Here is a 25165-nt window from a genome sequence, read left to right on the forward strand (position 1 = left end):
CGCTTGATCTTCATTTTCTGCAAAACATGGTCGCGCTTCAGTTGCAGCACACGCTTGCCGTTGTTGTAGGAAGTGTAAACGATACAGAACAAGCCTAGGCTCTTGATCTTAGCCACTACGGCTTCGCGGCTTGCGCCACTGTCGATATCGAGTCCCATCGCTGACATGTTGACCATCGCCACAGCCTTGCGGGCATTCTCTGTGGAGGAACCCAAGACCATACACGGGCCTTCCTTGGCCTTTGATACATTATGACGGGACAAACCCCACGCAGGGTTGTTCTTATCACCGGGTCCGCCTTCAATCCATTGCGCCCAACTGCGCGTCTGTGAAATCCATTGCCCATCTTGGGTGTTGCGCTTGTCGCGTTGTTCCCACATTTCACCCAACATCATGGTGACGGGCGTTTCCAGCAAGGCGTTGCCTGCTTCCGTTTCGGTGCCAGTGATGACGGCGTCATTGAGCTTGATCAGAGCGGCTGGTGCCTCTGGGGCTTCCTGTGAGGCCTCTGCAGCATCCTGCGCGCAATCTTGCAGGCCTACCAAGGCCTCATCAATGATTGCATCAGGCTCACACGCTTTGGCGCTGTTGTCTTGTTGTGTCTTGGTGTTCATGTGTGCAAACTTTCTTGCGATTAGGTTGATTTCGTTGTACCTGTGAGAGGTGCAAACATGGGCGGTTATGACGCCCATTCTTCTTTAAGGCGCGCAGCTTTACCGGGCTGCGCGCCTCTTGTTTTTAAATTCCGTTCGGCCTCGTTGATGGCCATGCGCCCAAACTGTAAAAGTTCGATGTCGGCATATCGCGCAGCCGCTCAGGGCAAAAAAGCGGTTAAAAAAAAGGCTTCCTTCTGCCGAACGCGTTTGATCGCACTAGCCGTCCCAAGATGAAGATCTGTGATCTAATCGGTCACTGCGTTCGCTAGTTCCGCATTCGTCATCGCGCACCTGCGTCTCCCGGCTCCTAAAGATATCCCGGCCACGCGTATTTGTTGAACGACCACAATGCGGTCACCGTCAGGTCATCGAGCCTTAGGGTAAGTTTCGGCAGCACGTCGGATTTTGTTGGGATTTTCATTAGTCCCCATTCGGCAAGCTTTTGGTTTGCCAGAGCCAAGGCCGGACATGGAGTCCGCGTCTACGGCGTCTGTCCATGTGTTGCTTCACCAATCTAGCGACCGCCAGTCGGTGAACAAATCTTGCGGCAGTGCTAGGACCGGTGAGAACAAGGTGGGGTCATTGGTATATAGACGACCACGCGCTGGGCTTCTGAATAGGCCAAGGAATCCCAACGCATTCTTTGCAATAGCAGTGGTGCATTCTGCCTGTTCTTCCACGTCAGCCGCATTAATCGAGTAATGTTCTGCCCCCGTCGAGTGGATGTGAGTATCCAGTGTATCCGCGAGAATATAAGCCTCCAAGCACTCATAGGAAAAGGCATGCGCGCGGGCCTCAAATGCAGCAAGGCGTTGCGTCTCGATCTGGTCAGGGACACCTAGCGCGGCACACATCGCAGTGTATAAGCGCGATTGCTCGACACGGGTCAGTTGGAGCGCGGTCATAGCCCAGCGCTTCGCTGCAATTCAACCACCACATATGACTCAGCCGCCGCGTCCAGCGTACCGTCACGCGCTTTCGTTATTCGATCCGTTAGTTTTAAACCTGCGATATAAATTTGCTTTAATTCTTCGCGGCGCGTGGCATCACGAGATTCAATACATAGGACTGCCAGTGGCTCGGTCTTAATGGCATCGTGGGCGAACGCATTCCACCCCTCGGCATTACTCGGAAGCTCTGCCATTTCCGATCCAGAAATGTGGATTAGAATTTCTGGATGCAAGAGCAAGCTTTCCAGCATTCGATTGATCACGATGGGGGCCAGCTTCGTGCCTGCGACCCGTGCCAGCGCCAACTCTAGTTGATGCTCCAGCGGCTTAAGTCTATCAAGCTGGTGTTCTGGGGACGTTGTGCGCAGCGCGTGGAGACGTGACTCGCGTAGGTCGTCGATTGTTTTTTGATTGGATCGACTCATGGGGTTAGTCCTTTATTTTGTTGACGTTTTTGGGCGACTAGAAGAAGCGCGTTGATCTGTTCGTCAGTGATTTGGTGAAGTTGCCGCAGGCGTGGTGCGACGTCCGCCCAGAGGTAGCGGCGGGTTGGTTTTCCGCCCTGCTCTGGCGCGGGGGACAGCAAGAACGGCAACGGATATGGCAGTCGCAAAAGCCACCTTACAGCCGCGACTCCAAGTCCTGTAATATCGCGTATTTCGCGCATGGTGTTGAAACTCATGGGAGTTCCTTTCTAAATTTGATATTATGATTTATTTTAGCGACCCCGTCGCTTTTTGGAAATTCGCAGCCCCGTTGCAAATACCTGTGAAATTAACTTAGCAAGTGAGGCGTTAACTGTCAAATTTAGGCGGTTAACGGTTATTTTGGTAATTCCCGCTGTCGCAGCCAAAGTAAAACATACCAGCCCAATACTTTACCTGTCCGACAGTCAATGATCCGGAAACCATTCAGTTCTGGAAATGTCAAATCTGATCACGGGCAATCTCGGGTGAAGAAGTCCACAGCCCAGCCCAGCGCTGGCATGGTGCGTTATGGCGGTGGTGATTGTCTGTAATGTATGCCCGCCGCCCCATGGAGAGGCTGTAGGGGCACGTTGCGGGGTTTGTGACGCTGATCTGAAGACCATGAGAGGGCAGGGCTTGTGGTGATGCTCTGAGGCCGTCAGGCCCAGACAAATGCTGCTACCGCCTCCAGTGCCTCCAGCTTGTCCGCCAGCAGTTCATTGCCACCATATCCGGCCTCTGTCGCGTCTTCTCCGTCCAGCCGACCCGCAATCAATCGGCGGATTTCTGGATCAATTTTGGCGCGACGTGCTGCATCCGTCCAACTGTGGCGCAGGCTGTGCAGATTCAAACCGGGAAGCTTAAATCCCAACTTGTCTCGCACCCCGCGCGCGAACCTATGCCCGTATCGCTCGGTCAGACGTCCGCGCTTGTCTTGCTCGACTTCAGCCCGTGCGACCTTCCGCCCCTCCAAATCTTCAAGGAACAGGAAATGCCCTCCCGCCTTACGGCGGCGCTCAACGTACTCAAGAAATCCTGCAGCGACCACGGCGGACGGGAGTGGGGTGAGCCGCAATGAATGCTTATTCTTGATCTTTTGTGCCGGGTCGTTGTCGGTGATCGAAATAACTTGGAAATTGCCCTCCGTGTATACGTCCTTAACAAGCAGTTGCCCTAATTCTTCCCTACGCGCCCCGGTGAAGGCAGCAAGGATGGGTAGCCAGTAATCTATCACATCGGTGTCATAGGTGACGGCGCAATGATCAAGGATGGCCCCCACCTGCTTAGGTGTGTAGGCCGTTGTGGTGATCTTCTGTTCGCTGAATTTCTCTTTCGCCTTGCGGGGCTGGTATCCGGCGAATGGATCAGCCTGAATCAATCCCGCAGTGTTCAACGCGTATTTGGTGAGTGCCTTCATATGCGTTGAATATCTGTCGCGAACTTTGAAGCTGATCAAGCTTAGCTTGTCGCGCTTGGCTTTCTCGACTGCCTTGTGAATGGTTAATTTTCGCAGGTCGGCCCGATTTGTCAGGGGAAGTTCTGCCAGAACCTTGTCAAACTGATCAAGATGGCGTCGTTCCCATTTTGCCACGGACAAGTCTCCGTGCATTTCGATCCAGCGGCGGACAGTCAAGGCCAAGGATTCCCGATTTTGAATAGTCCAGCTATTGGCATCGGCAAACCGTGCAGCAAGTTCGCGGATGCCATCGCCGCTCTCATCAATCCCTTTCGGCGGAGTGGCGAGAAACTCTTTCAGAGTTTCGGCTCTGCCGGGGGTTTGGCTTCCTTTGAAGAATTTTGTAGCAGGGACTCTGATTTCGTCCCCGAGAACGCCCTCACCGAGATTTTCGGCTACATGCTTTAAGCGCCGGATTTCGGCTGTCAGCGTGGTTAAACCTGCTTCTGATTCTCGCTTTGAGACTTCCTCTGCAACGCGCAACGTGTGCTCGGCGGTGTCGGTGGTTTCACGGAGGATTGCGATATCTGCACCAGACCCAGCAAGCGTGAAGGCGGCTTGCAATCGTAGATCGCGGATGGTGCCTAACAGTTTCTCCGCGCCACCAATCTCTGCCAACAGATCGCGGTCTTCCTGCCCGAGTGTGCCAAGAATGCGGTCGCGCTCGGCAAGGCGCTGTGCCTCCTTCACCTGTCGGCCAAAGATAGTCCGCTGGTCACCTATCTTGCTTGCTGCGTCTTTTGGGTCGGAGGTTTTGAGCGTTCCGCGCATAACGCCCGCCGGAAAGGCGGTGTACTGAGACTGAATCGCTGTCGGTATTGGCAAGTTATAATGGTAGGTCGTGCCTCTGATCTGAGTGCCGGGTACTTTGGGCAGATTCATGGGCAGCGACCTTGTGCTAAATTCGATTAACACGAACGTTGACACAAAGGTTAACACAAGGATAGCCAGCTAAGATGCTGTATTTGCTAAGCTTTTGATATGTAAGGAAAGATAATGGTGCTGCAAGAGAGGATTGAACTCTCGACCTCACCCTTACCAAGGGTGTGCTCTACCACTGAGCTACTGCAGCGCCGGATGCTGGCGGAACCGTGTGGAACCGCTTGCGTGGCGGCTGAATAGACGCGTTCGCGGCCGCGTGCAAGTGCAAACTGGCGGTTTCTTTGGTGAGTTGCTGGACGCTTGGAGCGCGCTGTAATAGAAAGACCGCATGCGTGAAAAACCTGATGACATTGACCAGCCGAAGCCCAAATCGCAGCGCGAGATCGAGCGGGAGGCACGCTTGAAGCTGGCGCTGAAGGCGAATATGGGCCGCAGGAAGGCGCAAGCGCGGGCGAGAACGGCAGCGGATTCGGACGCGGCCGATGATAACAACAAAAACGAGTGAGGCGGGCAGATGGATTCGATTTTGGTCAAGGGCAATGGGCCGCTTAACGGGGTGATCCCGATTGCGGGGGCGAAAAATGCTTGCCTGACGCTGATGCCCGCGACGTTGCTGTCGGAAGAACCGCTGACGCTGACCAATGCGCCGCGGCTGTCGGATATTGCGACGATGACCCAGCTTTTGCAGTCTTTGGGCGCGGAAGTGGCCTCAATGCAGAACGGTCTGGTATTGGCGATGTCGAGCCACAAGGTCGATAATCATACCGCCGACTATGAGATTGTGCGCAAATTCCGTGCCTCGATCCTTGTGTTGGGGCCGCTTTTGGCACGCGACGGTCATGCGATTGTCTCGCTGCCCGGTGGCTGTGCGATTGGCGCGCGCCCGGTGGATCTGCATTTGAAGGCGTTTGAGTCGATGGGGGCCGAGTTGGAATTGCGCGATGGCTACGTGCATGCGAAGGCTCCGGGTGGACGCTTGCGCGGGGCGATTATCGAGTTTCCGTTTGTCTCGGTGGGGGCGACCGAGAACGCTTTGTTGGCTGCGACTCTGGCAAAGGGCACCACAGTTTTAAAGAACGCAGCGCGGGAACCTGAGATTGTCGATCTCGCCGTGTGTCTGCGCCGGATGGGCGCGCAGATCGACGGTGAGGGCACCAGTACAATCACCATTCAGGGCGTAGACCGTTTGGGCGGGGCGACGCACCCTGTGGTGACAGACCGAATAGAGTTGGGAACCTATATGCTGCTGCCAGCGATTTGTGGCGGTGAGGTCGAATGTTTGGGTGGCAAGATGAGCCTTGTGGGCGCGTTTGCGGAAAAGCTGGATGCAGCAGGAGTCTCGGTCGTGGAAACCGAGCGCGGGCTAAAGGTTACGCGCAAGAATGGCCGGGTGAATGCGGTGGATGTGGTGACGGAGCCATTCCCAGGATTTCCGACCGATTTGCAGGCGCAGATGATGGCTTTGCTGTGTACCGCTGACGGCACTTCGGTGCTGGAGGAGACAATCTTTGAGAACCGCTTCATGCATGCGCCGGAACTGGTGCGGATGGGCGCAAAGATTGATGTGCATGGCGGTCATGCCACGGTCACCGGCGTTGAAAAACTGCGCGGGGCGCGGGTGATGGCGACGGATTTGCGCGCCTCGGTGTCGCTGATCTTGGCCGGTTTGGCAGCAGAGGGCGAGACGGTGGTCAGCCGGGTTTACCATCTCGATCGCGGTTATGAGCGGGTTGAGGAAAAACTGCGCGGCGTCGGGGCTTTGATTGAGCGGATCAGTGCATGAGTGATGCTCGGTTCGAAGATGGCGATGAGGCTCCGCTGCGGCTAATTGCGCAGGATGCTGAGGGGCTGGCGGTGTTTGCCGCATTGCTGCAGGACGCGGTGTTTCCGATTACCGAGATGTCTTTGGTGCGGCAGAAACGCCGGTTTGCCCTGATGTTGAACCGCTTTCGCTGGGAGTATCTTGACGCAGCCCAGCGGGCAGGCGGCAAGTTTGAGCGGGTGCAAAGCCTGTTGGTGTTCGAGGACGTGCTGGCTGTACGTTCTCAGGGCATTGATCGTGATGATAAAGACACCATCTTGTCGCTGCTGGATATTACCTTCACGCCGGGGGAAGACGGCACCGGGTTGGTGACGCTTATCTTGGCAGGAGATGGAGCAATTGGGTTGCAGGTTGAGGCGCTAGACGCGACTTTGCGCGATGTGACGCGACCTTATCTGGCACCTTCGGGTAAGGTGCCAGCGCATGATGTTTAAGCGGTAACCTGCGTTCAGCAACAGCCTTGCGCGCTTACTCGCGCGGACCGTTGGTATTGATCACCACGGAATTCTTGGTGCTTGGCGTCGCCACCGATGGCTTCGCTTTGTCTTTCTTCGGCTTTTTCACGTTCTTGCCGGGTTTGCTCATGCCCTTGGCCATGTCTTTTCCTTACTCATGTCGGTCAACCAATAGACCGATGGCATCATGCACCTTTGCAGCGACAAACCCAAGCCCATTCAACTGCGATGGTTGGCTTGGCCCGCGCGCGAAGCTGATGTCGTAATGCTACGCTGAAAGTCCGTCAGTTTTAATGCGGTTCGAGACGCATCGAAAGTAAGTGCGCACGGTGAAAGCCAGACTAACCCCAGACTTACCTCAGGGCCTTCAAGCCAGCATGCAAGTCAACAAATCAATAAATTGGGCGTTTTAAGCCAGCTGTGGACACGATTAAATGTTGCCGCTGCTGCGGTTATCGCAGCGATGCAGCATAGCAGGTCATGCTGGATCCGCGCGGTGGCTTAGCGAGAAACTGATCGCAAGCTTTCAATTTGAAAGCGCTTTGAATTGAGAATCGTTGACGAATTAGCCGTTTTTGCGCTACAGCCTTTTCAAACACTGCGGGAGGCCGGTTCGCAAGATCTGGAAAAGCGGTGTTTTGATAGGGAAGCGCTGGTTTGGCGCAATCAAAATATAGGGGAGGGAATCCATGTCATTTGGATTGGACAGCCGCATGTTGCGGTCGGCTGCGGCTATCGCAGTGTTTGCCGCCATTGGAATGCCCGTTTTGGCCGAAGAAATTTCTGTCGTTTCGGGTGCAACGGGTTCGGATTTGCAAGACTTCCCGGCGATTGTGAAGCCTTGGGAAGACAAGACCGGCAACAAAGTCACCGTGGTGCCGATGCCGTCCTCGACTTCTGATCAGTTCGGCCAGTATCGGCTGTGGCTAGCGGCGGGCGCGACCGACATCGACCTATATCAGACGGATGTGATCTGGGCTCCGCAATTGGCTGACCATTTTGTCGATCTGACCGAAGCCGCGAAAGACCTGATACCGGCAAACTTCCCCTCAATCATCCAATCACAAACCGTCAACGGCAAGCTGGTCGCTCTGCCGATCTTCACCGACGCGCCAGCGCTGTATTACCGGAAGGATTTGCTGGAGAAATACGGCGTCGAAGTGCCGAAAACTTGGGATGAGCTAACCGCCGCGGCGACCAAAATCCAAGAGGGTGAGCGTGCGGCAGGCAGCGGCGATTTCTGGGGCTATGTGTTTCAGGGCAACGCTTATGAAGGGCTGACCTGCAATGCGCTGGAATGGGTGAAATCTTTCGGTGGCGGGCAAATTGTTGAGGCCGATGGCACGATCTCGGTCAACAATCCGAAAGCCGTGAAGGCGCTGGAAACGGCTGCTGGCTGGGTTGGCACGATCTCCCCGGAAGGCCTTCACGCCTATCAGGAAGAAGAAGCGCGCGGTGTTTGGCAGACTGGCAACGCGGCGTTCATGCGCAACTGGCCTTACGCCTATGCTTTGGGCGACGGCGCGGATTCGGCTGTGAAGGGCAAATTTGCTGTGACCACGCTGCCAGTTGGCGCAGAGGGTGACAGTTCGGCAGCGACTTTGGGCGGCTGGAACATCGCAGTGTCAAAATACTCGCAGCACCAAGAAGCCGCGATTTCGCTGGCGGTTTATCTGGCCGGACCAGAGGCGCAGAAAATGCGCGCCATCATGGAAACTCACCTGCCGACCATCCAAGCCTTGTATGATGATCCAGAGATTGCTGAAAAATCGCCGATCATCCCGCAGTGGAAAAGCGTGTTTATGAACGCCGTGCCACGTCCGTCGGCACCGACGTTGGGCAAATACAACGAAGTTTCCTCGAAATTCTGGTCGGCCGTGCATGAAACCCTGTCGGGCAATGGCTCGGCTGCTGACAATTTGGCTGGTCTGGAAGCTGACCTGACCGACCTGAAAGGCGACGCCTGGTAATCCTCCCGTTATCGGGCATGGCTTGAGGATGTGCGGTGGCTTGCGCTGACGCAGGCGCAGTTCGCCGCCCATATTCTGCGCGCGGCCGCGTGAAAGGGCCGTCACAAGGGGGACAAACATGACAGCTTCAACGACTGCGATTGGACGGGAAAGCGGCCGCAGCCTGCAGCAGCAGCGCCGCAATGCCGCGATCTTGTTTCTGGCACCGATGCTGATCGCGCTGTTTTGCGTGGCGGCTTGGCCATTGCTGAGAACGGTTTGGTTCTCGCTGACCGACACATCGCTGAACAATCTCTATGGCGGCAGGTTTATCGGTTTCGACAATTATCTGCGCGTGCAAACCCTGTCGAACGGCACCGTGCGCTACAAGGGAACGCTGGTTGATCCTGCATGGTGGAACGCCGTTTGGAACACCGTGCGGTTCTCGGTAGTCTCTGTGGTATGTGAGACGATACTCGGGCTGATCGTGGCGCTGGTGCTGAACGCCGAGTTCAAAGGCCGAGGATTCGTGCGCGCGGCCATCCTGATCCCATGGGCTATTCCAACCATCGTTTCGGCGAAGATGTGGGCGTGGATGCTGAACGACCAATACGGCATCATTAACGATATCCTGCTGCACCTCGGCATCATCAGTTCCAAGATCGCATGGACCGCAAACACCGACACCGCGATGTACGCCGTGCTGATGGTAGATATCTGGAAAACCACTCCGTTCATGGCTTTGCTGTGCCTCGCGGGTTTGCAAATGGTGCCGCGCGATATTTACGAAGCAGCAAAGATCGATGGCATCAACCCTGTGAAAGTGTTTTTCAGGATCACACTGCCGCTGATCCGGCCGGCGCTGATGGTCGCGGTGATCTTCCGTATGCTCGATGCGCTGCGGATTTTCGATCTGATCTATGTGCTGACGCCAAACTCGGCGGCCACCAAAACCATGTCGGTGATCAGCCGTGAGAACCTGATCGAGTTCGATAAATTTGCCTATGGCTCGGCGCAATCAACCTTGCTGTTCGCGATTTTGGCGATTTTTGTGTCGCTGTATATTTGGCTCGGCAAGGTCGATCTTAGCGGGGAGGCTGGCTAATGACCGCCAACAAGCTATTGAAAATCATCGCTTTCTACGCGCTTGTCGCGGTGATCGTAATCTTCTCAATCTTCCCGTTTTACTACGCCATTGTCACCTCGTTCGCGACCGGGACGGCCTTGTTTGAAACCAACTACTTCCCGAAGCACTTTGAATGGGCGAACTACCGTCAAGTTTTGGGCGGCGCGACGTTTCCGCGCAACATTCTGACCTCGGTGTTCGTAGCGACCACAACCGTGGTGTTCGCCCTGTTCCTCGCGGTAACCGCCTCCTACGCCCTAGCCCGCGTGCGCTTCCGGGGTCGGGGCCTGCTGCTGATGACCATCCTCGCGGTGTCGATGTTTCCGCAGATCGCTGTGCTGGCCGGGTTGTTCGAGCTGATCACCTATCTTGGTCTGTTCAATTCGCCCTTAGCGCTGATCCTGTCTTACACAATCTTCACGCTTCCGTTCACTGTCTGGGTGCTGACTACCTTCATGCGCGACCTTCCGGTCGAGATAGAAGAAGCCGCAATCGTTGATGGCGCAACGCCGTGGATCATCATAACCAAAGTATTTTTGCCGCTGCTGTGGCCCGCTTTGGTCACGACGGGGCTGCTCGCCTTCATCGGCGCGTGGAACGAATTCCTGTTCGCGCTGACCTTCACCTCATCCGAGTCAACACGCACTGTTCCCGTAGCGATTGCGCTGCTTTCTGGTGCATCGCAGCAGGAAATCCCTTGGGGGCCAATCATGGCTGCCTCTGTCATCGTGACGGTGCCATTGATTATCCTCGTTCTTATCTTCCAACGCAAAATCGTCGCGGGTTTGACCGCAGGCGGCGTGAAGGGCTGAAAAATGGCAAAAATTGAACTCAAGAATTTGAAAAAGTCCTATGGCGCGGTGGATGTGATCAAGGGCATCGACCTGACCGTTGAGAAAGGCGAATTTATGGTGTTTGTCGGGCCATCGGGCTGCGGTAAATCCACCCTGTTGCGGCTTATCTCGGGGCTGGAGGAGATTTCCTCGGGCGACATGCTGTTCGACAATGAACGCGTCAACAACGTGCTGCCCAGCCAACGTGGCATCGCGATGGTCTTTCAATCTTATGCGCTTTATCCGCATATGACTGTCTACGACAACATGGCTTTCGGGATGAAGCTCGCGAAAGCCAGCCCCGAGGCGATGAAAAAGCGGGTGATGGAGGCGGCGAAACTGCTGCAAATTGATCACCTGCTTGAGCGGTTGCCAAAGCAGTTGTCGGGTGGCCAGCGGCAGCGCGTCGCCATTGGCCGTGCCATCGTGCGCGATCCGCGTGTGTTCTTGTTTGACGAGCCGTTGTCGAACCTCGACGCCGCCTTGCGGGTGCAAACCCGGTTGGAAATCGCCAAACTGCATCACGCGATGTCGGACGTGACGATGATCTACGTCACCCACGATCAGGTTGAGGCGATGACCTTGGCCGACCGTATCGCCGTGCTCCGCGATGGCCGTCTGGAGCAGGTCGGCACCCCGGCGGAGCTTTACGAACGCCCCATTTCGATCTTCGTCGCAGGCTTTATCGGCAGCCCGAAGATGAACTTTCTGACCGGAAAATTCGCCAGCGATCATGGTTGCACCACTTTGGGTATTCGCTCGGAGCATATCGAGGTGGGCGAGGGCGGTTTGTGGACGGGCCAGATCGTGCATGCCGAAGATCTGGGCAGCGACAATTATTTGTTCGTTGAAGTGGGCAGCGACGAGCCTTTGATCGTGCGGCGCGAGGGCAAACTGACGATGAAGGTCGGCGACACCGTTTCGCTTTCGCCCAAAGCTGGCCAGTTGCACAAGTTCGATCAGAACGGCAAGCCGATCCGCTGAATTGATAAAACCGTCTGGTCGCGCCCGGCATAGGGTCGCGGCAGCTATAAAAGGAACATGCCATGAGCATCCGCGTCACCGTTTGGGGCGAGAACGTCCACGAGCAGAAGAACAAAGTCGTGTCAGATGTTTACCCGCTGACCATGCATGGCACGATTGCCGCGAGCCTGAACAAGGCCGAAGGGATTGCGGCCACAACCGTGACCTTGCAGGATGCAGATCACGGTCTGAGCGCCGAGAAACTGGCCGCGACCGACGTGCTGATCTGGTGGGGTCACGCAGCCCACGGCGACGTTGATGACGCCATTGTTGAGCGGGTTTGCAACGCCGTTTGGGGCGGCATGGGCATCATTTTCCTGCACTCCGCACATTTCTCCAAACCATTCAAACGCCTGATGGGCGCTCCGTGCAACCTGTCATGGCGTGAGGCGGGCGAGCGCGAGCGGCTTTGGGTGACCAGCCGTCAGCACCCAATTGCCGCAGGTCTGCCGGATCATTTTGAGCTGGAATATGAGGAAATGTATGGCGAGCCTTTCGGCGTGCCGGAGCCGTTGGAAACCGTGTTCATCAGCTGGTTTGCGGGTGGCGAAGTGTTCCGCTCGGGTCTGACCTACAAGCGCGGTGCGGGCAATATCTTTTACTTCCGACCGGGGCATGAGACCTATCCGACCTATCACGACGCCCACGTGCAGCGGGTGATCTCGAACGCGGTCAAATGGGCTTATAACCCGAACCAACGCATCGCCAATCCGAACGACGCGCCAAATACGCCCGTGGATAAGGCGCTGGAGCCGATCACCGAACGTGGCCCGCGCCTGCACCACGACGGCGAGGCGGGGTATCGGTGATGGCGGCTCCGGTCCGTATTTTGATCCTTGGCACCGGAGGCATGGCGCACAACCATGTCGAAAATTTTGAGGCGATTGCAGGGGTGACGCTCGTTGGCGGCATCGACACGCGGCCCGCGCAGCTGACCGATTTCTGTGATCGCCACGGCATAGCCAATCGCTTCGCTTCGATTGATGAGGCGATTGCTTGGGGTCAGTTTGATGCCGTTACCAACGTGACACCAGACGCCGCTCACTACGCGACCACCCTGCCGTTCCTTGCGGCGGGCAAGCATGTGTTGTGCGAAAAACCCCTCGCCACCTCTGAAGCTCAAGCTGATGCAATGGCTGCAGCAGCCGCCAAGGCGGGCGTGGTCAACATGATTAACCTGTCGTACCGCAACGTCGCCGCCCTGCAAAAAGCCGCCGCGATGGTGCGCGAAGGTGCCATCGGCACGGTCCGGCACTTTGAGGCAAGCTATCTGCAAAGCTGGCTGGCCCAACCCGCGTGGGGCCATTGGGACAAAGAAAGCCAATGGCTGTGGCGGCTGTCTACCAAGCATGGCTCCAAGGGTGTCTTAGGCGATGTCGGCATCCACATCCTTGATTTCGCAACCTTTATCGCCGGACAAGCTGCGGTCGAAGTCTCATGCCGCCTCGCCACATTCCACAAAGCGCCCGGCGATCAGATCGGTGAATACCCTCTGGATGCCAATGACAGCGCCACCATGCAGATACTGCTGGAGAATGGAGCGCTCGGCACGGTGGCCGCAACGCGGTTTGCTAGCGGCCATTTGAACGATCTGCGCTTGCGGATTTACGGTGACAAAGGCGGGCTGGAGGTGGGTTGGCAGCAAAACCAAAGCACCCTACGCGCCTGTCTGGAACCCGATTTGCAAACGGCGCTTTGGCACGACGTCGAAGCTTTGTTATTGCCGACGATCTATCAACGGTTCATCGCCGCGATCCGGGGTGAGGGCCCCTCCGAGCCCAATTTTGCCCGCGGTGCCGACTTGCAACGCTTGCTTGACCGCGCCGAGCAATCGGCAGGACAAGCCGGGCTAAGCCTAAAGGTTTGACGCGGGCCTCTCGCAATGACAAGCTGCTACTGCGGATGAAAAGCCCGCTCGATTAAGCCTCAAGCCTTCAAGAAAACTTGCACCGCCTGCTCAAATTCTCGTGGGCGCTCGGCGTGGAGCCAATGGCCCGCGCCGGGCAGTCTGGCAAAGTGTGATTTCGGGAACAGATTGCGGATCGTCTCGCGGTATTCCGGCTTGACGTAATGCGACAAGGCTCCGGTGAGAAACAACGTATGGCCCCCAAACTGCCCGTCGATGCCAGACCAGCCGACGATCAGCGGCATTTGATCTTCCAGCACGTCTAGGTTCAGGCGCCAGACTGGGGGCTGTGCCTTCAGGTCCAGAGATTGCAGGAAAAACGCCCTAAGGGCGGGGTCGTCCACCGTGGCGCTGAGCCTGCGATCCGCCTCGCTGCGTGACGAAAGTCCGGTCAAATCCAGCGCCCGCATCGCGGCAATATATTGCGATTGATCATGGCTGTAAGCCACGGGCGCAATATCGGCCACCACCAGCTTACGGATCAATTCGGGCCGGGTCAGTGCCAAATGCATCGCGGCCTTACCGCCCATGGAATGCCCCATCACATCCATCGGCGCACCCAACGATGTTATCACCTCTGCCAGATCGCCCGCCATATCGGGGTAGCTTTGCGTCTCAGCTCGCAGGCTTGAGCCGTGGTTGCGCATATCCACCACATGCACCGTGCGCACGTCCGCCAGATGCCGCGCGATCACGCCCCAGTTGCGGGCAGAGCCGAACAGACCGTGCACAATCAACAGATCGGGCAGTTTGGGGTCGATCGTCGTAGCGGGATAGGTGGTAATCGCGAGCATGTGGCTTTGATAGCGCGGATCGGCAGTTTCGGCCAGACCAGTTGAAGCCCTGTCGCTGTGGCGATAAGCTTTGGCGAAGTCAAAGGGATACGTGATATGACCGGAGTGCCTACATGACGGGAGTGCCTATTCAGCAGATGGCCGACCGCGTGGCCGGTCTGATGGAGCAACGCCTGCGGGTACGCGGCGCGGGCCTTGGCGAAAAGCTGCACAAGGGCGGGCGCTTGCTGCCGCGCCGGGTGCGGGCGGCGGCAGAGGTTTTACAAACCGGTGCGGTGATGGCGCAAAACCCCAAGCTTTGGGCGCGGGTCGATCAGCAATCCGTGGCGCAAGCCTATGATACCTGCGTGCGGCACCTAAACGGTGTCGATGGTGGTGATCGCCGCAAAGGCGCGGTGGTTGGGATCGCGGCTTCGGTGGCGTTCTCGGTTCTTGCTGTGGCGGTTTTGCTGTTGGGGGTGCTGTACTGGCGCGGGTTTGTTTGATCAGGTGCGCGGCACCTTTGGGTAATCATTTCGGAAAAGCCGGCATTATTTGACTCGCGGAATGTGGTTATCAAATTCTTAAGCCCAGCGGCTTAAATAACCGCATATGTTGTATAAGAGCGACTGGCCTGACAGCACCGACCCGCGCAAAAGCAAAGGGCGCAGGTTTCCCTGCGCCTCATCGTTTATCTAAAAAGCTTCACAGCCCGGGATACATCGGAAACTTCTGGCACAAAGCCTCGACTTGCGCTTTCACAGCAACCTCTACTTCGCCGTTACCGTCCTCGCCATTCGCTGCCAGGCCATCGACCACTTCGACGATCCATTTGCCGATCTGACGGAACTCAACCTCTCCAAAGCCGCGCGTCGTTCCTGCCGGAGTGCCAAGACGCACGCCGCTGGTCACTGTCGGCTTTTCCGGGTCGAACGGAATGCCGTTCTTGTTGCAGGTGATATTGGCGCGTCCCAAGGCTTTCTCGGTGGCGTTGCCCTTGACGTTTTTCGGGCGCAGATCGACCAGCATGACGTGAGTGTCGGTGCCGCCGGTGACGATATCAAGGCCACCTTTCATCAACTCATCCGCCAACGCCTGCGCGTTTTTGATCACTTGGCCCGCATAGGCTTTGAACTCGGGGCGCAAAGCCTCACCGAATGCCACGGCTTTCGCCGCGATTACATGCATCAAAGGACCGCCTTGGATGCCGGGGAAAATCGCCGAGTTCACTTTCTTGGCGATGTCCTCGTTGTTGGTCAGGATCATACCGCCCCGAGGACCGCGCAGGGTTTTATGCGTCGTGGTGGTTGCCACGTCGGCATAAGGGAACGGCGAGGGGTGGTGGCCACCGGCGACCAGACCAGCGAAGTGCGCCATATCGACCATAAGGTATGCGCCGACTTTGTCAGCCACTTCGCGGAAGCGGGCAAAGTCGATCTGACGCGGCACGGCGGAACCGCCCGCGATGATAAGCTTCGGCTTATGCTCCAGCGCCAAAGCTTCCATCTGGTCGTAGTCGATGCGGCTGTCTTGCTGGCGCACACCGTATTGGATGGCATTGAACCACTTGCCGGATTGGTTTGGCGCCGCACCGTGGGTCAAGTGGCCGCCCGACGCGAGGTTCATCCCCAAAATAGTATCGCCGGGTTTGATCAGCGCCTGAAACACGCCTTGGTTGGCTTGGCTGCCCGAGTTCGGCTGCACGTTGGCGAAACCGCAGCCAAACAACTGCTTGGCCCGCTCAATCGCCAGATTTTCCGCAACGTCAACAAATTCACAACCGCCGTAGTAGCGTTTGCCCGGATAGCCCTCGGCGTATTTGTTGGTCATCACCGAGCCCTGCGCTTCCATCACCGCGCGGCTGACGATGTTTTCCGAGGCGATCAGCTCAATTTCGTGACGCTGACGCCCCAATTCGTTGGTGATCGAGCCGAACAGTTCAGGGTCACGGCTGGAGAGGCTTTCGGTGAAAAATCCGGTGTCGCGGTGGGCGGTCATGGCGTCTCCTGCGGTGAAGGGCGTTTGCAGCGGTTCTAGGCGAAGGGGATGGGTCTGGGAAGGCAATAAACGACCCAGGGTGGCTCGGTTACGCCGTCTTGTTTACTATCGGAAACTTCTTAGCGCTACTCAAAGCATCTGTGGGGCTTGAGTTTGGCGACGTGGCGGCCAAGGATGCGGCGTCAGGTACAGGGATTCTTTAGGTGGTGTTCAGGAAGATCGCGTTCGTCGCAAGTTTGACCCCGCCCGCGCAGGAGGCTTTGGCCGATCTGGTGGCTTTGCATGGGCAGGTTGATGTCACCGAGGCGGATGTGGTGGTGGCGCTGGGGGGGGACGGCTTTATGCTGCAAACCTTGCATGAGACTCAGAAACTGGGACTGCCGGTTTATGGGATGAACTGCGGCACTGTGGGTTTTTTGATGAATACGTTCTCGAGCGATCTGCTGCCAAAAAGGTTGGCGGTGGCGGAGGAGGCGGTGATCCATCCGTTGGCGATGACGGCGGTGTCGGTAGATGGATCGGTGACGCAGGCTTTGGCGATCAATGAGGTGTCGCTGTTGCGGGCAGGGCCGCAGGCGGCAAAGGTTCGCATCTCGGTCGATGGCAAGGTTCGGTTGGAGGAACTGGTCTGTGATGGCGTTTTGGTTTCCACTCCGGCGGGGTCTACCGCCTACAATTATTCGGCGCATGGGCCGATCTTGCCGATTGGGTCGGACGTGCTGGCTTTGACTCCGATGGCGGCGTTTCGGCCGAGAAGGTGGCGGGGGGCTTTGCTTCCGAAGTCTGTCGTGGTGCGGTTTGATATTCTGGAGCCAGAGAAACGCCCGGTGCGGGCTGATGCCGATAGTCGGCCTGTCACGGATGTGGTCTCGGTGGAAATTCGGTCGGAGCCTGCCATCCAGCATCGGATTTTGTTTGATCCGGGACATGGTTTGGAGGAGCGTCTGATTGTGGAGCAATTTGCGTGATTAGGGTGTGTCCACGTGTGGCGCGAGCGTTGCCCCAATAAAATCAATGGTTTGCGAAGTGAGATTTAGGGAATCTTAACAGTTGTGGTTTTCTTCTCGGCGGCCACGGCAGCTCTGATGCTGGTCTGGCTTGCACTCGCGTTCGAATAGAAGCTGGCGTCAAGCAGGAGGTAGGAAACGAGGCTGAAAGCCCATAGCGGTCGCTTGACGGCGGTCCTAAATGCTGCCGGTGACAGATACGGGCTTGGCATACGGGCTCGGCGGTTGACTAGATAACCGCCAAACTTTATACGCAGCGTCGAGGTGCCGGGCACCTGCCGCCTGCAGACGAAAGTCACGGTGAAGCCCGGACCGCGACAACATCTCACCCTCGAAGCATTTCGCGCGGTGGCAATGCAGGCCCCAATGCACCTTGAAATGCCTCGTCAGAGGAGTGAGCGATGTCTGTCCGGCACGCTGTCCAACAGGACAATCCATTTTTGACCGCCCCCATAGGGCGGCTGTTTTGGTCCAATGCTATTTCCATGGCTATGGTCATGGCGATGGGTGGGTTTTTCAATGTGGTCGATGGGATTTTCGTCGGCCGCCTGATCGGGCCAGAGGCGCTGGCGGCGGTCAGCCTTGACTTCCCGGTTGCCATGCTGCTTTCGGCGCTGGCGACACTGGTGGGCGGCGGTATGTCGAGCATTATGGCACGACATCTGGGCGCCGGGGATCGCGCCGCCGCCGGACGCGTCTTTGTCGGGGCGCATGGGCTGGCGCTGGCGATATCGGTGGGGCTTGTTGTCTTATCATCCCTGCTAGGAGGGGTGTTTATTGACACCTTGGCGGGGGGCAGTTCCACAGTTGCCCGATTGGCATGGGATTATCTGCGGATCGTTCTGCTTGGCGCGCCAGTGCAGCTTATGCTTGGGCTTCATGCTGATGCGCTGCGCAACGAGGGCCGGGCCGGTCTGATTGCGGCCCTTTCAGTGGTGGTCAATCTTATCAACATCGGCGCTAACTGGATTGGCATCGTGGTGCTTGATCTGGGCGTCGCCGGGTCGGCCGCTGGCACTGTGGCGGCGCAGGCTTTAGGGCTGGGTCTGCTGATCGCCGTGAGGGGGCGCAACCAAAGTTTGCTGCCGCTGTCGGTTCTGCGCGTTGAAAGCTGGCTGGTGGGCTGGGGTAAGATTGCTCGACTGGGCTTGCCGCTGTGCCTCAGTTTTATCGGCATCGCAGTTGCGGCGGGTGTGGTGATAACGAGCCTGCGGCTACACGCCGGGGCGGATCACGATAAGTTTGTCGCGGCATATGGTGTGGTGACGCGGCTGATGGGTTTTGCGTTTCTGCCGCAGATGGCGATTGCGCTCACGATACAGCGCATCTCCGGGAACAACGCCGGTGCTGGACGGCTCGACCGGGCACAGACCGCATTGCGACTGGGGCTGGGGGCCGCGCTCCTGTGGTGCCTTGGGGTGGTGGTTGTTGGCGTTTTTGCAACAGGCACTCTTGCTGGCTGTTTCAGTGATGATGCCTCGGTGGCGCGCATAGTCCCACAGATCTTGCAACCAATGATGGTACTTTACGCGGTGTCCGGCCCGATCCTTGTGCTGGCGCTGCATTTGCAAGCGCTTGGCCAGCCAGGACGAACGGCAGCGCTGACATTGGCGAAACCCTGGCTGCTGACGCCAGGGCTTGTATTGACGCTTTCGACGATCTTCGGGGTTCGGGGAATCTGGCTGGCATTTCCGGTGGCGGATGCGATGGTTCTTGTGTTCGCCCTTGTGATGTGGGGCGGGGTTTTGCGCGGCGGGTATCCACAACCGATCACCCTGAAGGAGCGGCCATGACCCTTAAAGATGCGAAAGTGCAAGCCAAGGCCCTGCGTTTGGCGCTTCAAACTCAGGGAACCGTCATCGGCCATGCGCAGGCGCTGGAGTTGATAGCCCGGCAGCACGGTGCGAAGGACTGGAATACGCTCCATGCAAGGTTGGCACTCGGCAACGCGCCGACAGCACTCGCTTTGGGCGATCGTGTGCAAGGTCGCTATCTTGGGCAGCCGTTTCTGGGACAGATCATCGCTCTCTCCGGCCCGGCCAGCCATCGCCACATCGAGATACGTTTCGATCAGCCCGTCGATGTGGTAAGGTTCGAAAGCTTTTCGAACTTTCGCCGGCAAATCAGGGCGACCATCAATGAAGATGGTCTGTCGCATCGCCACACGTCAGACGGCATGGCGCAGCTTGTTGTCAGAAAAGAGAAAGGCTGAGATGTGCGCTCAGCTTTTCGTCCAGCTTTCGATCTTGCGATAAAGTGTCGAGGGCGAAAGTTCGAGCACGCGGGCGGCTTTGGGCACCGAGCCGCCGTGACGGGACAGGGTAGCGGCGATCACCATACGCTCTACCTCGGCCAACGGGCGACCCAAAAGCGAGTCGAGCCCCATTGGCTCGGAGGTCGGGGAAGCCTCGGCGTGGTAAACCGGACGCTGGGAAATCAACGCGTCCTGCGCTTGTTGTGGCAAACTGGCGGGCAGCATGGCGGTGGTCAGCACGCCGCCATCATGCAGCACGGCGACGTTGCGGATCACGTTCAACACTTGCCGCACATTGCCCGGCCAAGGCAGCCTGCGAAATAGCGCGCGAACTTCCGGCGCAATACCGTCAAACTGTTTGCCCTCTTCCTGCGCAAAACGGGCGAGCGCGGTTTCGGCGATCTCGATCACATCATCGCCACGTTCGCGCAAGGGTGGCATGTGGATCGGCACCACGAACAATCGGTAGAACAAATCCTCACGGAACTGACCGCGCCGCACCGCATCCATCGGGTCGCGGTTGGTGGCGCAGACGATGCGGACGTTGACCTTCTTGGGTCGCGTCGCGCCGACAGGCACCACGGTCGAGGTTTGCAAAAAGCGCAACAGCTTGGTTTGCAGCGCCGGGGCCATTTCGCAAATCTCGTCGAGAAACAACGTGCCGCCATCCGCAGCGGTGGCCGCCCCCGGTTTGTCAGAAATCGCGCCGGTAAAGCTGCCTTTCATGTGGCCGAACACTTCGGATTCGAGCAAATCTTGCGGGATGGCACCGCAGTTCAGCGCAATAAACGGGCCATTGGCACGGGGCGAATTGCCATGCACCGCCAGAGCACACAATTCCTTGCCGGTGCCGCTTTCGCCCGTAATGAACACCGTAGCCATCGAGCGCGCCACCGAGACGATGGTGGCTTGAATGGCGGCCATCGCCTCGGACGAGCCAATGAAGGAGTTGGTTGCGGCAGGCGCGGCAAGGGCAGGCAAAACGGGGGCGCTTTCGACGAGTTTCGGGCGCGGGCGTTTTACCGCCGATACATTGCTGGCGTTCGACACCACATTCAGCAACCGGGTTTCGTCAAACGGTTTGACCAGAAATTCGTGTGCGCCGCGTCGCATTGCTTCAACCGCTTTGTTGATCGAGCCATGCGCAGTCATCACCACGAAGCTCAGGTCTGGGCGCAGGGTCAACATGTCTTGCATCAGATCGAGGCCGTCGCGGTCGGGCAATACCAGATCCAACAGCACCACTTGTACGGAGCTTTCGCGCAGCAAATCCATGCCCTCGGCGGCGGAACCTGCGGTGAGTACGCTGTAGCCGCCCTGGGTGAGCGCCGCACGGTAAAGCAGTTGCAGCGAAGGGGTGTCTTCGATCAGCAGTATAGGCGCGCGGATCGCGGTCATGCCGTCTCCTCACCACGCGCATTCGACGGCGGTGAAATCGGCGAAGTCAGGTTGGCAGGCGTCAAAAGCGCCGGCATCGAGAGCGCCGGGGTCAAAAGCGCCGGGGTCAGGGTTTGCTGGCTGACGAAGTGGATCAGCATATCCAACTGCTCTAATGCTTGGGGCAACAGGGTCCGAAAAGTGCCGCGGTCCGGCGTTGCCTGATGCGCAAGATCGTTGATCACTTTTGCCAACTGGTGCAGCGCGGTCGCCCCTGCAGTGCCCGCAAGCGCGATCATCACATGGGATTGGCGGCGCACTGCTGGCCAATCGGGGCCATGCGAGGCCGCAAGCAAACCACGCTCGGCTGCGCGCAAATCTTCGTGCAGGTGATGCAGCAGTTCATTGGCAACCTGCGGACCGGCCATTTTCAGCAGCTGTTCGAACTGGCTCGGCTCAATCTGCGGTGGCGCTGCGGTGGCTTTGTCGGTGCGGTGCAGCACTTGCATCACCGCTTCGGCGAGTTGTTTGTCATCGAGCACCGGTTTGCACAGCAGGCCGTCTGCCCCGGCTGCCAGAATCGCGGTTTTGTTGGCGCGCATTTGATAGGCGGTGATCGCCAGGATTGGCAGCTGCGCCAGTGCGCCGGGATGTTTGCGAATGCGGTCGATCACCTCTAGCCCGTTCAGTTGCGGCATCTCTATATCGATCAGCAAAGCGTCAAACCGCGCGCGGCCAAGCTGGTCGAGCGCCTGCACACCATCAGCGACGGCGGTGATCTGCGCGCCTTGCAGGGTGAGAAGATTGGTCAGCAGCAAGCGTCCGGTCTCACTGTCATCGGCGACAAGCAGGCGGAGGTTTTGCAGCAGGGGCGGGCTGGTCTGTGGCATGGCTGCCGCAGGCAGCGGCAGGTGCACGATGATTTCGGCACCACCGGCCGCGTTGTTGCCTGCGGTGATCTGGCCGCCTGCACGTTCGACCATGTCCCAGACGATATACAGCCCAAGCCCCGAGCCAGTCTTATCTGATTGCGCGTCATAGTTGTTGCAGGTGAACAGTCGAGACAAAGTAGCGGGGGAAAAGCCTTTGCCTTGATCTTGCACGGCGATTTGCAGTTGGTTGTCGGCGGTGGCGCGTAGGGTGCAGCGGATGCAGCCGCTATCGACATATTTCAGCGCGTTGCCCAGTAAATTGGCGAGGATGCGTTCGACCAAAGCCGGGTCAAGCGCGATCTGCGGCGGGAGGTCTTCGGTATCCAAGCTGAAGCTGAGACCATGCTCGGCGGTGCGGGCGTTCCAGCGCAGCGTGATGCTTTGCAAGAAATCGGCGGTCTGGATGTGCTGCGGCGGTACCGTGCTGGTGTCGCCCAGCAGCAGGGTGAGTGCCTGTTCCAGCAGCAGGGCCAGAGCCTCACTCGACGCCCGGGCGCGGGCGATCTGGGCGCGGGGGTGGGCGGGGATATCGGCGGGGTCGATCAGGCGCAGGCCGCCGATCACCTCAGACAAAGCTGCGCGCAGATCGTGGCCCAGCAGAGTGACGGTTTGGGCGTCTTGTGGGCCAAATGCCGGGATGCTCATGGTGAGCTCCCGGACTTCGCGCGGCTATGATGCGTGCGGTTGTGCATAGCTGCAAGTTACGCGCTGCGGCGGTATTGTCCAGCCCGCCGCAGATAGCGTTTGTTGGTGTGGGTGCGTTACTCGTAATGCGCGACCGGAGTGCCCGCGATGGCCGACATGTTCAGCAGACCGCGCGCGGTGATGGACGGGGTGGCGATATGAGCGCGGTTGCCCATGCCCATCAGGATCGGGCCGACCTCTAGCCCGCCCGCCTTTAGTTTCAGCATGTTACGCGCTGTGCTGGCGGCATCGGAATAAGCGAACACCAAGATATTCGCCGGGCCTTGCATCCGTGAGCCGGGGAAAATGCGGGCGCGCAGTTCGGGGTCGAGGGCGGCGTCGGCGTTCATCTCACCTTCGTAAACGAAATCGACCTCGCGGTTGTCGAGGATTTCGAGCGCCTCGCGCATCCGCCGACCCGAGTCGTTGTCTAAGTTGCCGAAGCTGGAATGGCTGCAAAGTGCGACCTGAGCGGTGACGCCAAAGCGTTTGGCGTGGCGGACAGCACCGATAACTGTCTCTGCGATTTGCTCTGGCGTCGGCACCGCGTTGATCTGGGTGTCGGCGATAAACAGCGGGCCGTCCTCTAATATCATCAGCGACAGGGCCGAGCGGGGGTGCAAGCCATCGCGCGCAAGGATCTGGCGGACATAGCCGAGGTGCCACAGGTATTGGCCGAAGGTGCCGCAGATCATCGATTCCGCATCACCGCGATGCACAGCGATTGCGGCAATGGCGGTGGTGTTGGTGCGCATCACGGCGCGGGCAATATCCGGGGTGACGCCTTGGCGGGCCATCAGCTCGTGGTAAGAACCCCAATAGTCACGGTAGCGGTGATCGCTTTCGGGGTTGATGATTTCAAAGTCGATATCGGGGCGGATCGGCAGACCTGCACGTTCGCAGCGGGTGGCGATGACCTCGGGGCGACCGATCAGGATTGGTTTGTCGGTCATTTCCTCCAACATCGCGTTGGCGGCGCGCAGCACGCGCTCATCTTCGCCTTCGGCAAAGATGATGCGACGGCTGGCGGTGGCAGCGGCCTCAAACACCGGACGCATGATGAGGGCGGATTTGAGAACCGAGCCGTTCAGTTTCTCACGGTAGGCGTCAAGATCGTAGATGGGCCGCGTGGCGACACCGGTTTCCATCGCGGCTTTGGCGACGGCGCTGGCCACGACGCCGATCAGGCGAGGGTCGAAAGGTTTCGGGATCAGATAATCTGCGCCAAAGGTCAGCTTTTCGCTGGTATAGGCGGCGGCGGCTTCGGCACTGGTGGTGGCGCGGGCGAGGGCTGCGATACCTTCGATGCAGGCCAACTGCATCTCATCATTAATCACGGTCGCCCCGACATCTAAAGCGCCACGGAAGATGAAGGGAAAGCACAGCACGTTGTTGACTTGATTGGGAAAATCGCTGCGCCCGGTCGCCATGATCGCATCTGGGGCCACGGCGCGGACGGCATCGGGCATGATCTCTGGGTTGGGGTTGGCGAGCGCAAAGATGATCGGGCGGGGGGCCATCTTGGCGACCATTTCAGCGGTCAAAACGCCGGGGCCAGACAGGCCGAGGAACATATCAGCATCTTGGATCACGTCGGCGAGGGTCGCGGCGGTGTTGCCTTGGGCGTAAGCAGCTTTCTGCTCGGTCATCTGCTCATTACGGTCTTTGTAAACCAGGCCCGCAAGATCGCACAGCCAGACGTTTTCACGTTTGACGCCGAGTTTCAGCAGCATGTTCAGGCAAGCGATTCCCGCAGCGCCACCACCGGTTGAGACGATCTTGATATCGGCAAAGTTTTTGCCCGCAACATATAGCGCATTGGTCGCCGCAGCCCCGACGACGATGGCGGTGCCGTGCTGATCATCGTGAAACACCGGGATTTTCATCCGCTCACGGCAAAGTTGTTCAACGATGAAACAATCCGGCGCTTTGATGTCTTCGAGGTTGATAGCGCCGAAAGTGGGTTCCAAAGCGCAGACGATGTCGGCGAGTTTATAGGGGTCGGGTTCGTTCAACTCGATATCGAAACAGTCTATATTGGCGAACTTCTTGAACAGAACCGCCTTGCCTTCCATCACCGGCTTTGAGGCCAAAGCGCCAATGTTTCCAAGACCTAAGACGGCGGTGCCGTTGGTGACAACGCCCACCAAATTACCGCGCGTGGTGTAACGCGAGGCAGTGGCGGGGTCGGCTTTGATCTCCAGACAAGCCTCAGCCACGCCGGGCGAATAGGCGCGGGATAGGTCACGGCCATTGGCAAGCGGTTTGGTGGCGCGGATTTCTAGTTTGCCAGGTTTGGGAAACTCATGGTAATCCAGCGCCGCTTGACGTGCGTTATCGTGCCTTGTCTCGTCCATCAAAAGCCTCCCTCAAAGATATGGTTTAGCCTTAAACCATTTTTTATTTTGCGCCAACTGTGGCTTTGCATCAGCACTTGTAGCCGCGCATTGTAAATCCTGCGCCAAGTATCGGTCAGGTATTCAGTGGCAGGCTTAAAGCAAAGAGCGTCGGTCGCAAAGCCAGAGCGGTTTGGCTGATAGGTCGCATCACAATAAATCGCTTGAACTCGAAGCTTTAAGTTTGAAATATAGCGCAACCGAATTGCCCAAGAGGGG

General features: G+C 57.9%; 24 protein-coding genes and 1 tRNA gene. 13 read left to right on the plus strand and 12 right to left on the minus strand.

Annotated elements, in window-relative coordinates:
* The 5 genes from JWS10_RS08470 to JWS10_RS08490 form a co-directional block, all read right to left on the minus strand.
* On the minus strand, window positions 1–614 hold a 614-nt coding region (locus JWS10_RS08470), incomplete at its 3' end, for a hypothetical protein (protein WP_299506349.1).
* A 548-nt stretch (window positions 615–1162) separates the two neighbouring features.
* Window positions 1163–1561 carry a hypothetical protein gene (locus tag JWS10_RS08475; protein ID WP_299506352.1) on the minus strand — a complete coding sequence of 133 codons (399 nt, stop codon included), beginning with the start codon at window positions 1559–1561 and terminating at the stop codon, window positions 1163–1165.
* Window positions 1558–2031: a hypothetical protein gene (locus tag JWS10_RS08480; protein ID WP_299506355.1), complete on the minus strand. Its 474-nt coding sequence runs from the start codon at window positions 2029–2031 to the stop codon at window positions 1558–1560. The genes JWS10_RS08475 and JWS10_RS08480 overlap by 4 nt, the downstream gene beginning before the upstream one ends.
* A 700-nt stretch (window positions 2032–2731) precedes the next feature.
* Window positions 2732–4411 carry a site-specific integrase gene (locus JWS10_RS08485; RefSeq protein WP_299506358.1) on the minus strand — a complete coding sequence of 560 codons (1680 nt, stop codon included), beginning with the start codon at window positions 4409–4411 and terminating at the stop codon, window positions 2732–2734.
* Window positions 4412–4526: 115 nt separating this feature from the next.
* Window positions 4527–4601: transfer RNA gene (locus JWS10_RS08490), tRNA-Thr, on the minus strand.
* Between the two features lie 138 nt (window positions 4602–4739).
* Between JWS10_RS08490 and JWS10_RS08495 the strand changes: the two genes are divergently transcribed.
* The 3 genes from JWS10_RS08495 to JWS10_RS08505 are packed head-to-tail and all read left to right on the plus strand — an operon-like array spanning window position 4740 to window position 6667.
* Window positions 4740–4916, plus strand: coding sequence for a hypothetical protein (locus JWS10_RS08495; protein ID WP_299506360.1), 177 nt, complete (start codon window positions 4740–4742; stop codon window positions 4914–4916).
* A gap of 9 nt (window positions 4917–4925) precedes the next feature.
* Window positions 4926–6194, plus strand: a complete 1269-nt coding sequence (gene murA, locus JWS10_RS08500) for a UDP-N-acetylglucosamine 1-carboxyvinyltransferase (RefSeq protein ID WP_299506362.1) — start codon at window positions 4926–4928, stop codon at window positions 6192–6194.
* Window positions 6191–6667: a DUF2948 family protein gene (locus JWS10_RS08505; protein ID WP_299506363.1), complete on the plus strand. Its 477-nt coding sequence runs from the start codon at window positions 6191–6193 to the stop codon at window positions 6665–6667. Before murA ends, JWS10_RS08505 begins: the two co-directional genes overlap by 4 nt.
* Window positions 6668–6701: 34 nt before the next feature.
* On the opposite strand, the gene JWS10_RS08510 is transcribed toward JWS10_RS08505, so the two are convergent.
* Window positions 6702–6830 (minus strand): hypothetical protein, encoded by a 129-nt coding sequence (locus tag JWS10_RS08510; RefSeq protein WP_299476430.1) that lies wholly within the window; start codon window positions 6828–6830, stop codon window positions 6702–6704.
* Window positions 6831–7377: 547 nt separating this feature from the next.
* On the opposite strand from JWS10_RS08510, the gene JWS10_RS08515 reads away from it, so the two are divergent.
* The 6 genes from JWS10_RS08515 to JWS10_RS08540 all read left to right on the plus strand — a co-directional run bounded on the left by JWS10_RS08515 (window position 7378) and on the right by JWS10_RS08540 (window position 13486).
* The gene (locus tag JWS10_RS08515) at window positions 7378–8658 is read left to right on the plus strand and encodes an ABC transporter substrate-binding protein (RefSeq protein ID WP_299506364.1); all 1281 of its coding nucleotides are present in this window, start codon (window positions 7378–7380) and stop codon (window positions 8656–8658) included.
* Window positions 8659–8776: 118 nt separating this feature from the next.
* Window positions 8777–9742, plus strand: a complete 966-nt coding sequence (locus tag JWS10_RS08520; RefSeq protein ID WP_299506366.1) for a carbohydrate ABC transporter permease — start codon at window positions 8777–8779, stop codon at window positions 9740–9742.
* Window positions 9742–10575 (plus strand): carbohydrate ABC transporter permease, encoded by an 834-nt coding sequence (locus JWS10_RS08525; protein WP_299506368.1) that lies wholly within the window; start codon window positions 9742–9744, stop codon window positions 10573–10575. The genes JWS10_RS08520 and JWS10_RS08525 overlap by 1 nt, the downstream gene beginning before the upstream one ends.
* A gap of 3 nt (window positions 10576–10578) precedes the next feature.
* Window positions 10579–11580: an ABC transporter ATP-binding protein gene (locus JWS10_RS08530; RefSeq protein ID WP_299506370.1), complete on the plus strand. Its 1002-nt coding sequence runs from the start codon at window positions 10579–10581 to the stop codon at window positions 11578–11580.
* A gap of 62 nt (window positions 11581–11642) precedes the next feature.
* On the plus strand, window positions 11643–12428 hold the full coding sequence (locus JWS10_RS08535; RefSeq protein WP_299506371.1) for a ThuA domain-containing protein: 786 nt from the start codon (window positions 11643–11645) through the stop codon (window positions 12426–12428).
* Window positions 12428–13486: a Gfo/Idh/MocA family oxidoreductase gene (locus JWS10_RS08540; protein WP_299506373.1), complete on the plus strand. Its 1059-nt coding sequence runs from the start codon at window positions 12428–12430 to the stop codon at window positions 13484–13486. Before JWS10_RS08535 ends, JWS10_RS08540 begins: the two co-directional genes overlap by 1 nt.
* A 59-nt stretch (window positions 13487–13545) precedes the next feature.
* On the opposite strand, the gene JWS10_RS08545 is transcribed toward JWS10_RS08540, so the two are convergent.
* Window positions 13546–14319: an alpha/beta fold hydrolase gene (locus tag JWS10_RS08545; protein WP_299506375.1), complete on the minus strand. Its 774-nt coding sequence runs from the start codon at window positions 14317–14319 to the stop codon at window positions 13546–13548.
* 113 nt (window positions 14320–14432) lie between these two features.
* Here JWS10_RS08545 and JWS10_RS08550 point away from each other — a divergent pair, with 113 nt between their 5' ends.
* Complete coding sequence (locus JWS10_RS08550; RefSeq protein WP_299506377.1) at window positions 14433–14804, plus strand: hypothetical protein; 372 nt, start codon at window positions 14433–14435, stop codon at window positions 14802–14804.
* A gap of 199 nt (window positions 14805–15003) precedes the next feature.
* Here the strand turns inward: JWS10_RS08550 and glyA are convergent, their stop codons facing one another.
* Window positions 15004–16296, minus strand: coding sequence for a serine hydroxymethyltransferase (gene glyA, locus JWS10_RS08555; RefSeq protein WP_299476454.1), 1293 nt, complete (start codon window positions 16294–16296; stop codon window positions 15004–15006).
* A 203-nt stretch (window positions 16297–16499) separates the two neighbouring features.
* On the opposite strand from glyA, the gene JWS10_RS08560 reads away from it, so the two are divergent.
* From JWS10_RS08560 to JWS10_RS08570, 3 genes are all read left to right on the plus strand, one after another.
* On the plus strand, window positions 16500–17264 hold the full coding sequence (locus JWS10_RS08560) for an NAD kinase (RefSeq protein WP_299476456.1): 765 nt from the start codon (window positions 16500–16502) through the stop codon (window positions 17262–17264).
* A 524-nt stretch (window positions 17265–17788) separates the two neighbouring features.
* Window positions 17789–19096, plus strand: a complete 1308-nt coding sequence (locus tag JWS10_RS08565) for an MATE family efflux transporter (RefSeq protein WP_299506379.1) — start codon at window positions 17789–17791, stop codon at window positions 19094–19096.
* Window positions 19093–19515, plus strand: a complete 423-nt coding sequence (locus JWS10_RS08570) for a glyoxalase superfamily protein (protein WP_299506381.1) — start codon at window positions 19093–19095, stop codon at window positions 19513–19515. Before JWS10_RS08565 ends, JWS10_RS08570 begins: the two co-directional genes overlap by 4 nt.
* Before the next feature lie 9 nt (window positions 19516–19524).
* Here JWS10_RS08570 and JWS10_RS08575 read toward each other — a convergent pair whose 3' ends face one another.
* The 4 genes from JWS10_RS08575 to JWS10_RS08590 form a co-directional block, all read right to left on the minus strand.
* Complete coding sequence (locus tag JWS10_RS08575) at window positions 19525–20955, minus strand: sigma-54 dependent transcriptional regulator (RefSeq protein WP_299476464.1); 1431 nt, start codon at window positions 20953–20955, stop codon at window positions 19525–19527.
* A complete protein-coding gene (locus JWS10_RS08580; RefSeq protein WP_299506383.1) occupies window positions 20952–22511 on the minus strand; it encodes a response regulator in 1560 nt (519 codons plus the stop codon). Before JWS10_RS08580 ends, JWS10_RS08575 begins: the two co-directional genes overlap by 4 nt.
* Window positions 22512–22627: 116 nt before the next feature.
* A complete protein-coding gene (locus JWS10_RS08585; protein ID WP_299506386.1) occupies window positions 22628–24907 on the minus strand; it encodes an NADP-dependent malic enzyme in 2280 nt (759 codons plus the stop codon).
* Window positions 24907–25146, minus strand: coding sequence for a hypothetical protein (locus JWS10_RS08590; protein WP_299506387.1), 240 nt, complete (start codon window positions 25144–25146; stop codon window positions 24907–24909). The genes JWS10_RS08585 and JWS10_RS08590 overlap by 1 nt, the downstream gene beginning before the upstream one ends.
* Window positions 25147–25165 lie beyond the last annotated feature (19 nt).

The sequence above is a fragment of the Cypionkella sp. genome, assembly GCF_028290025.1.
Taxonomy (GTDB): Bacteria; Pseudomonadota; Alphaproteobacteria; order Rhodobacterales; family Rhodobacteraceae; genus Cypionkella.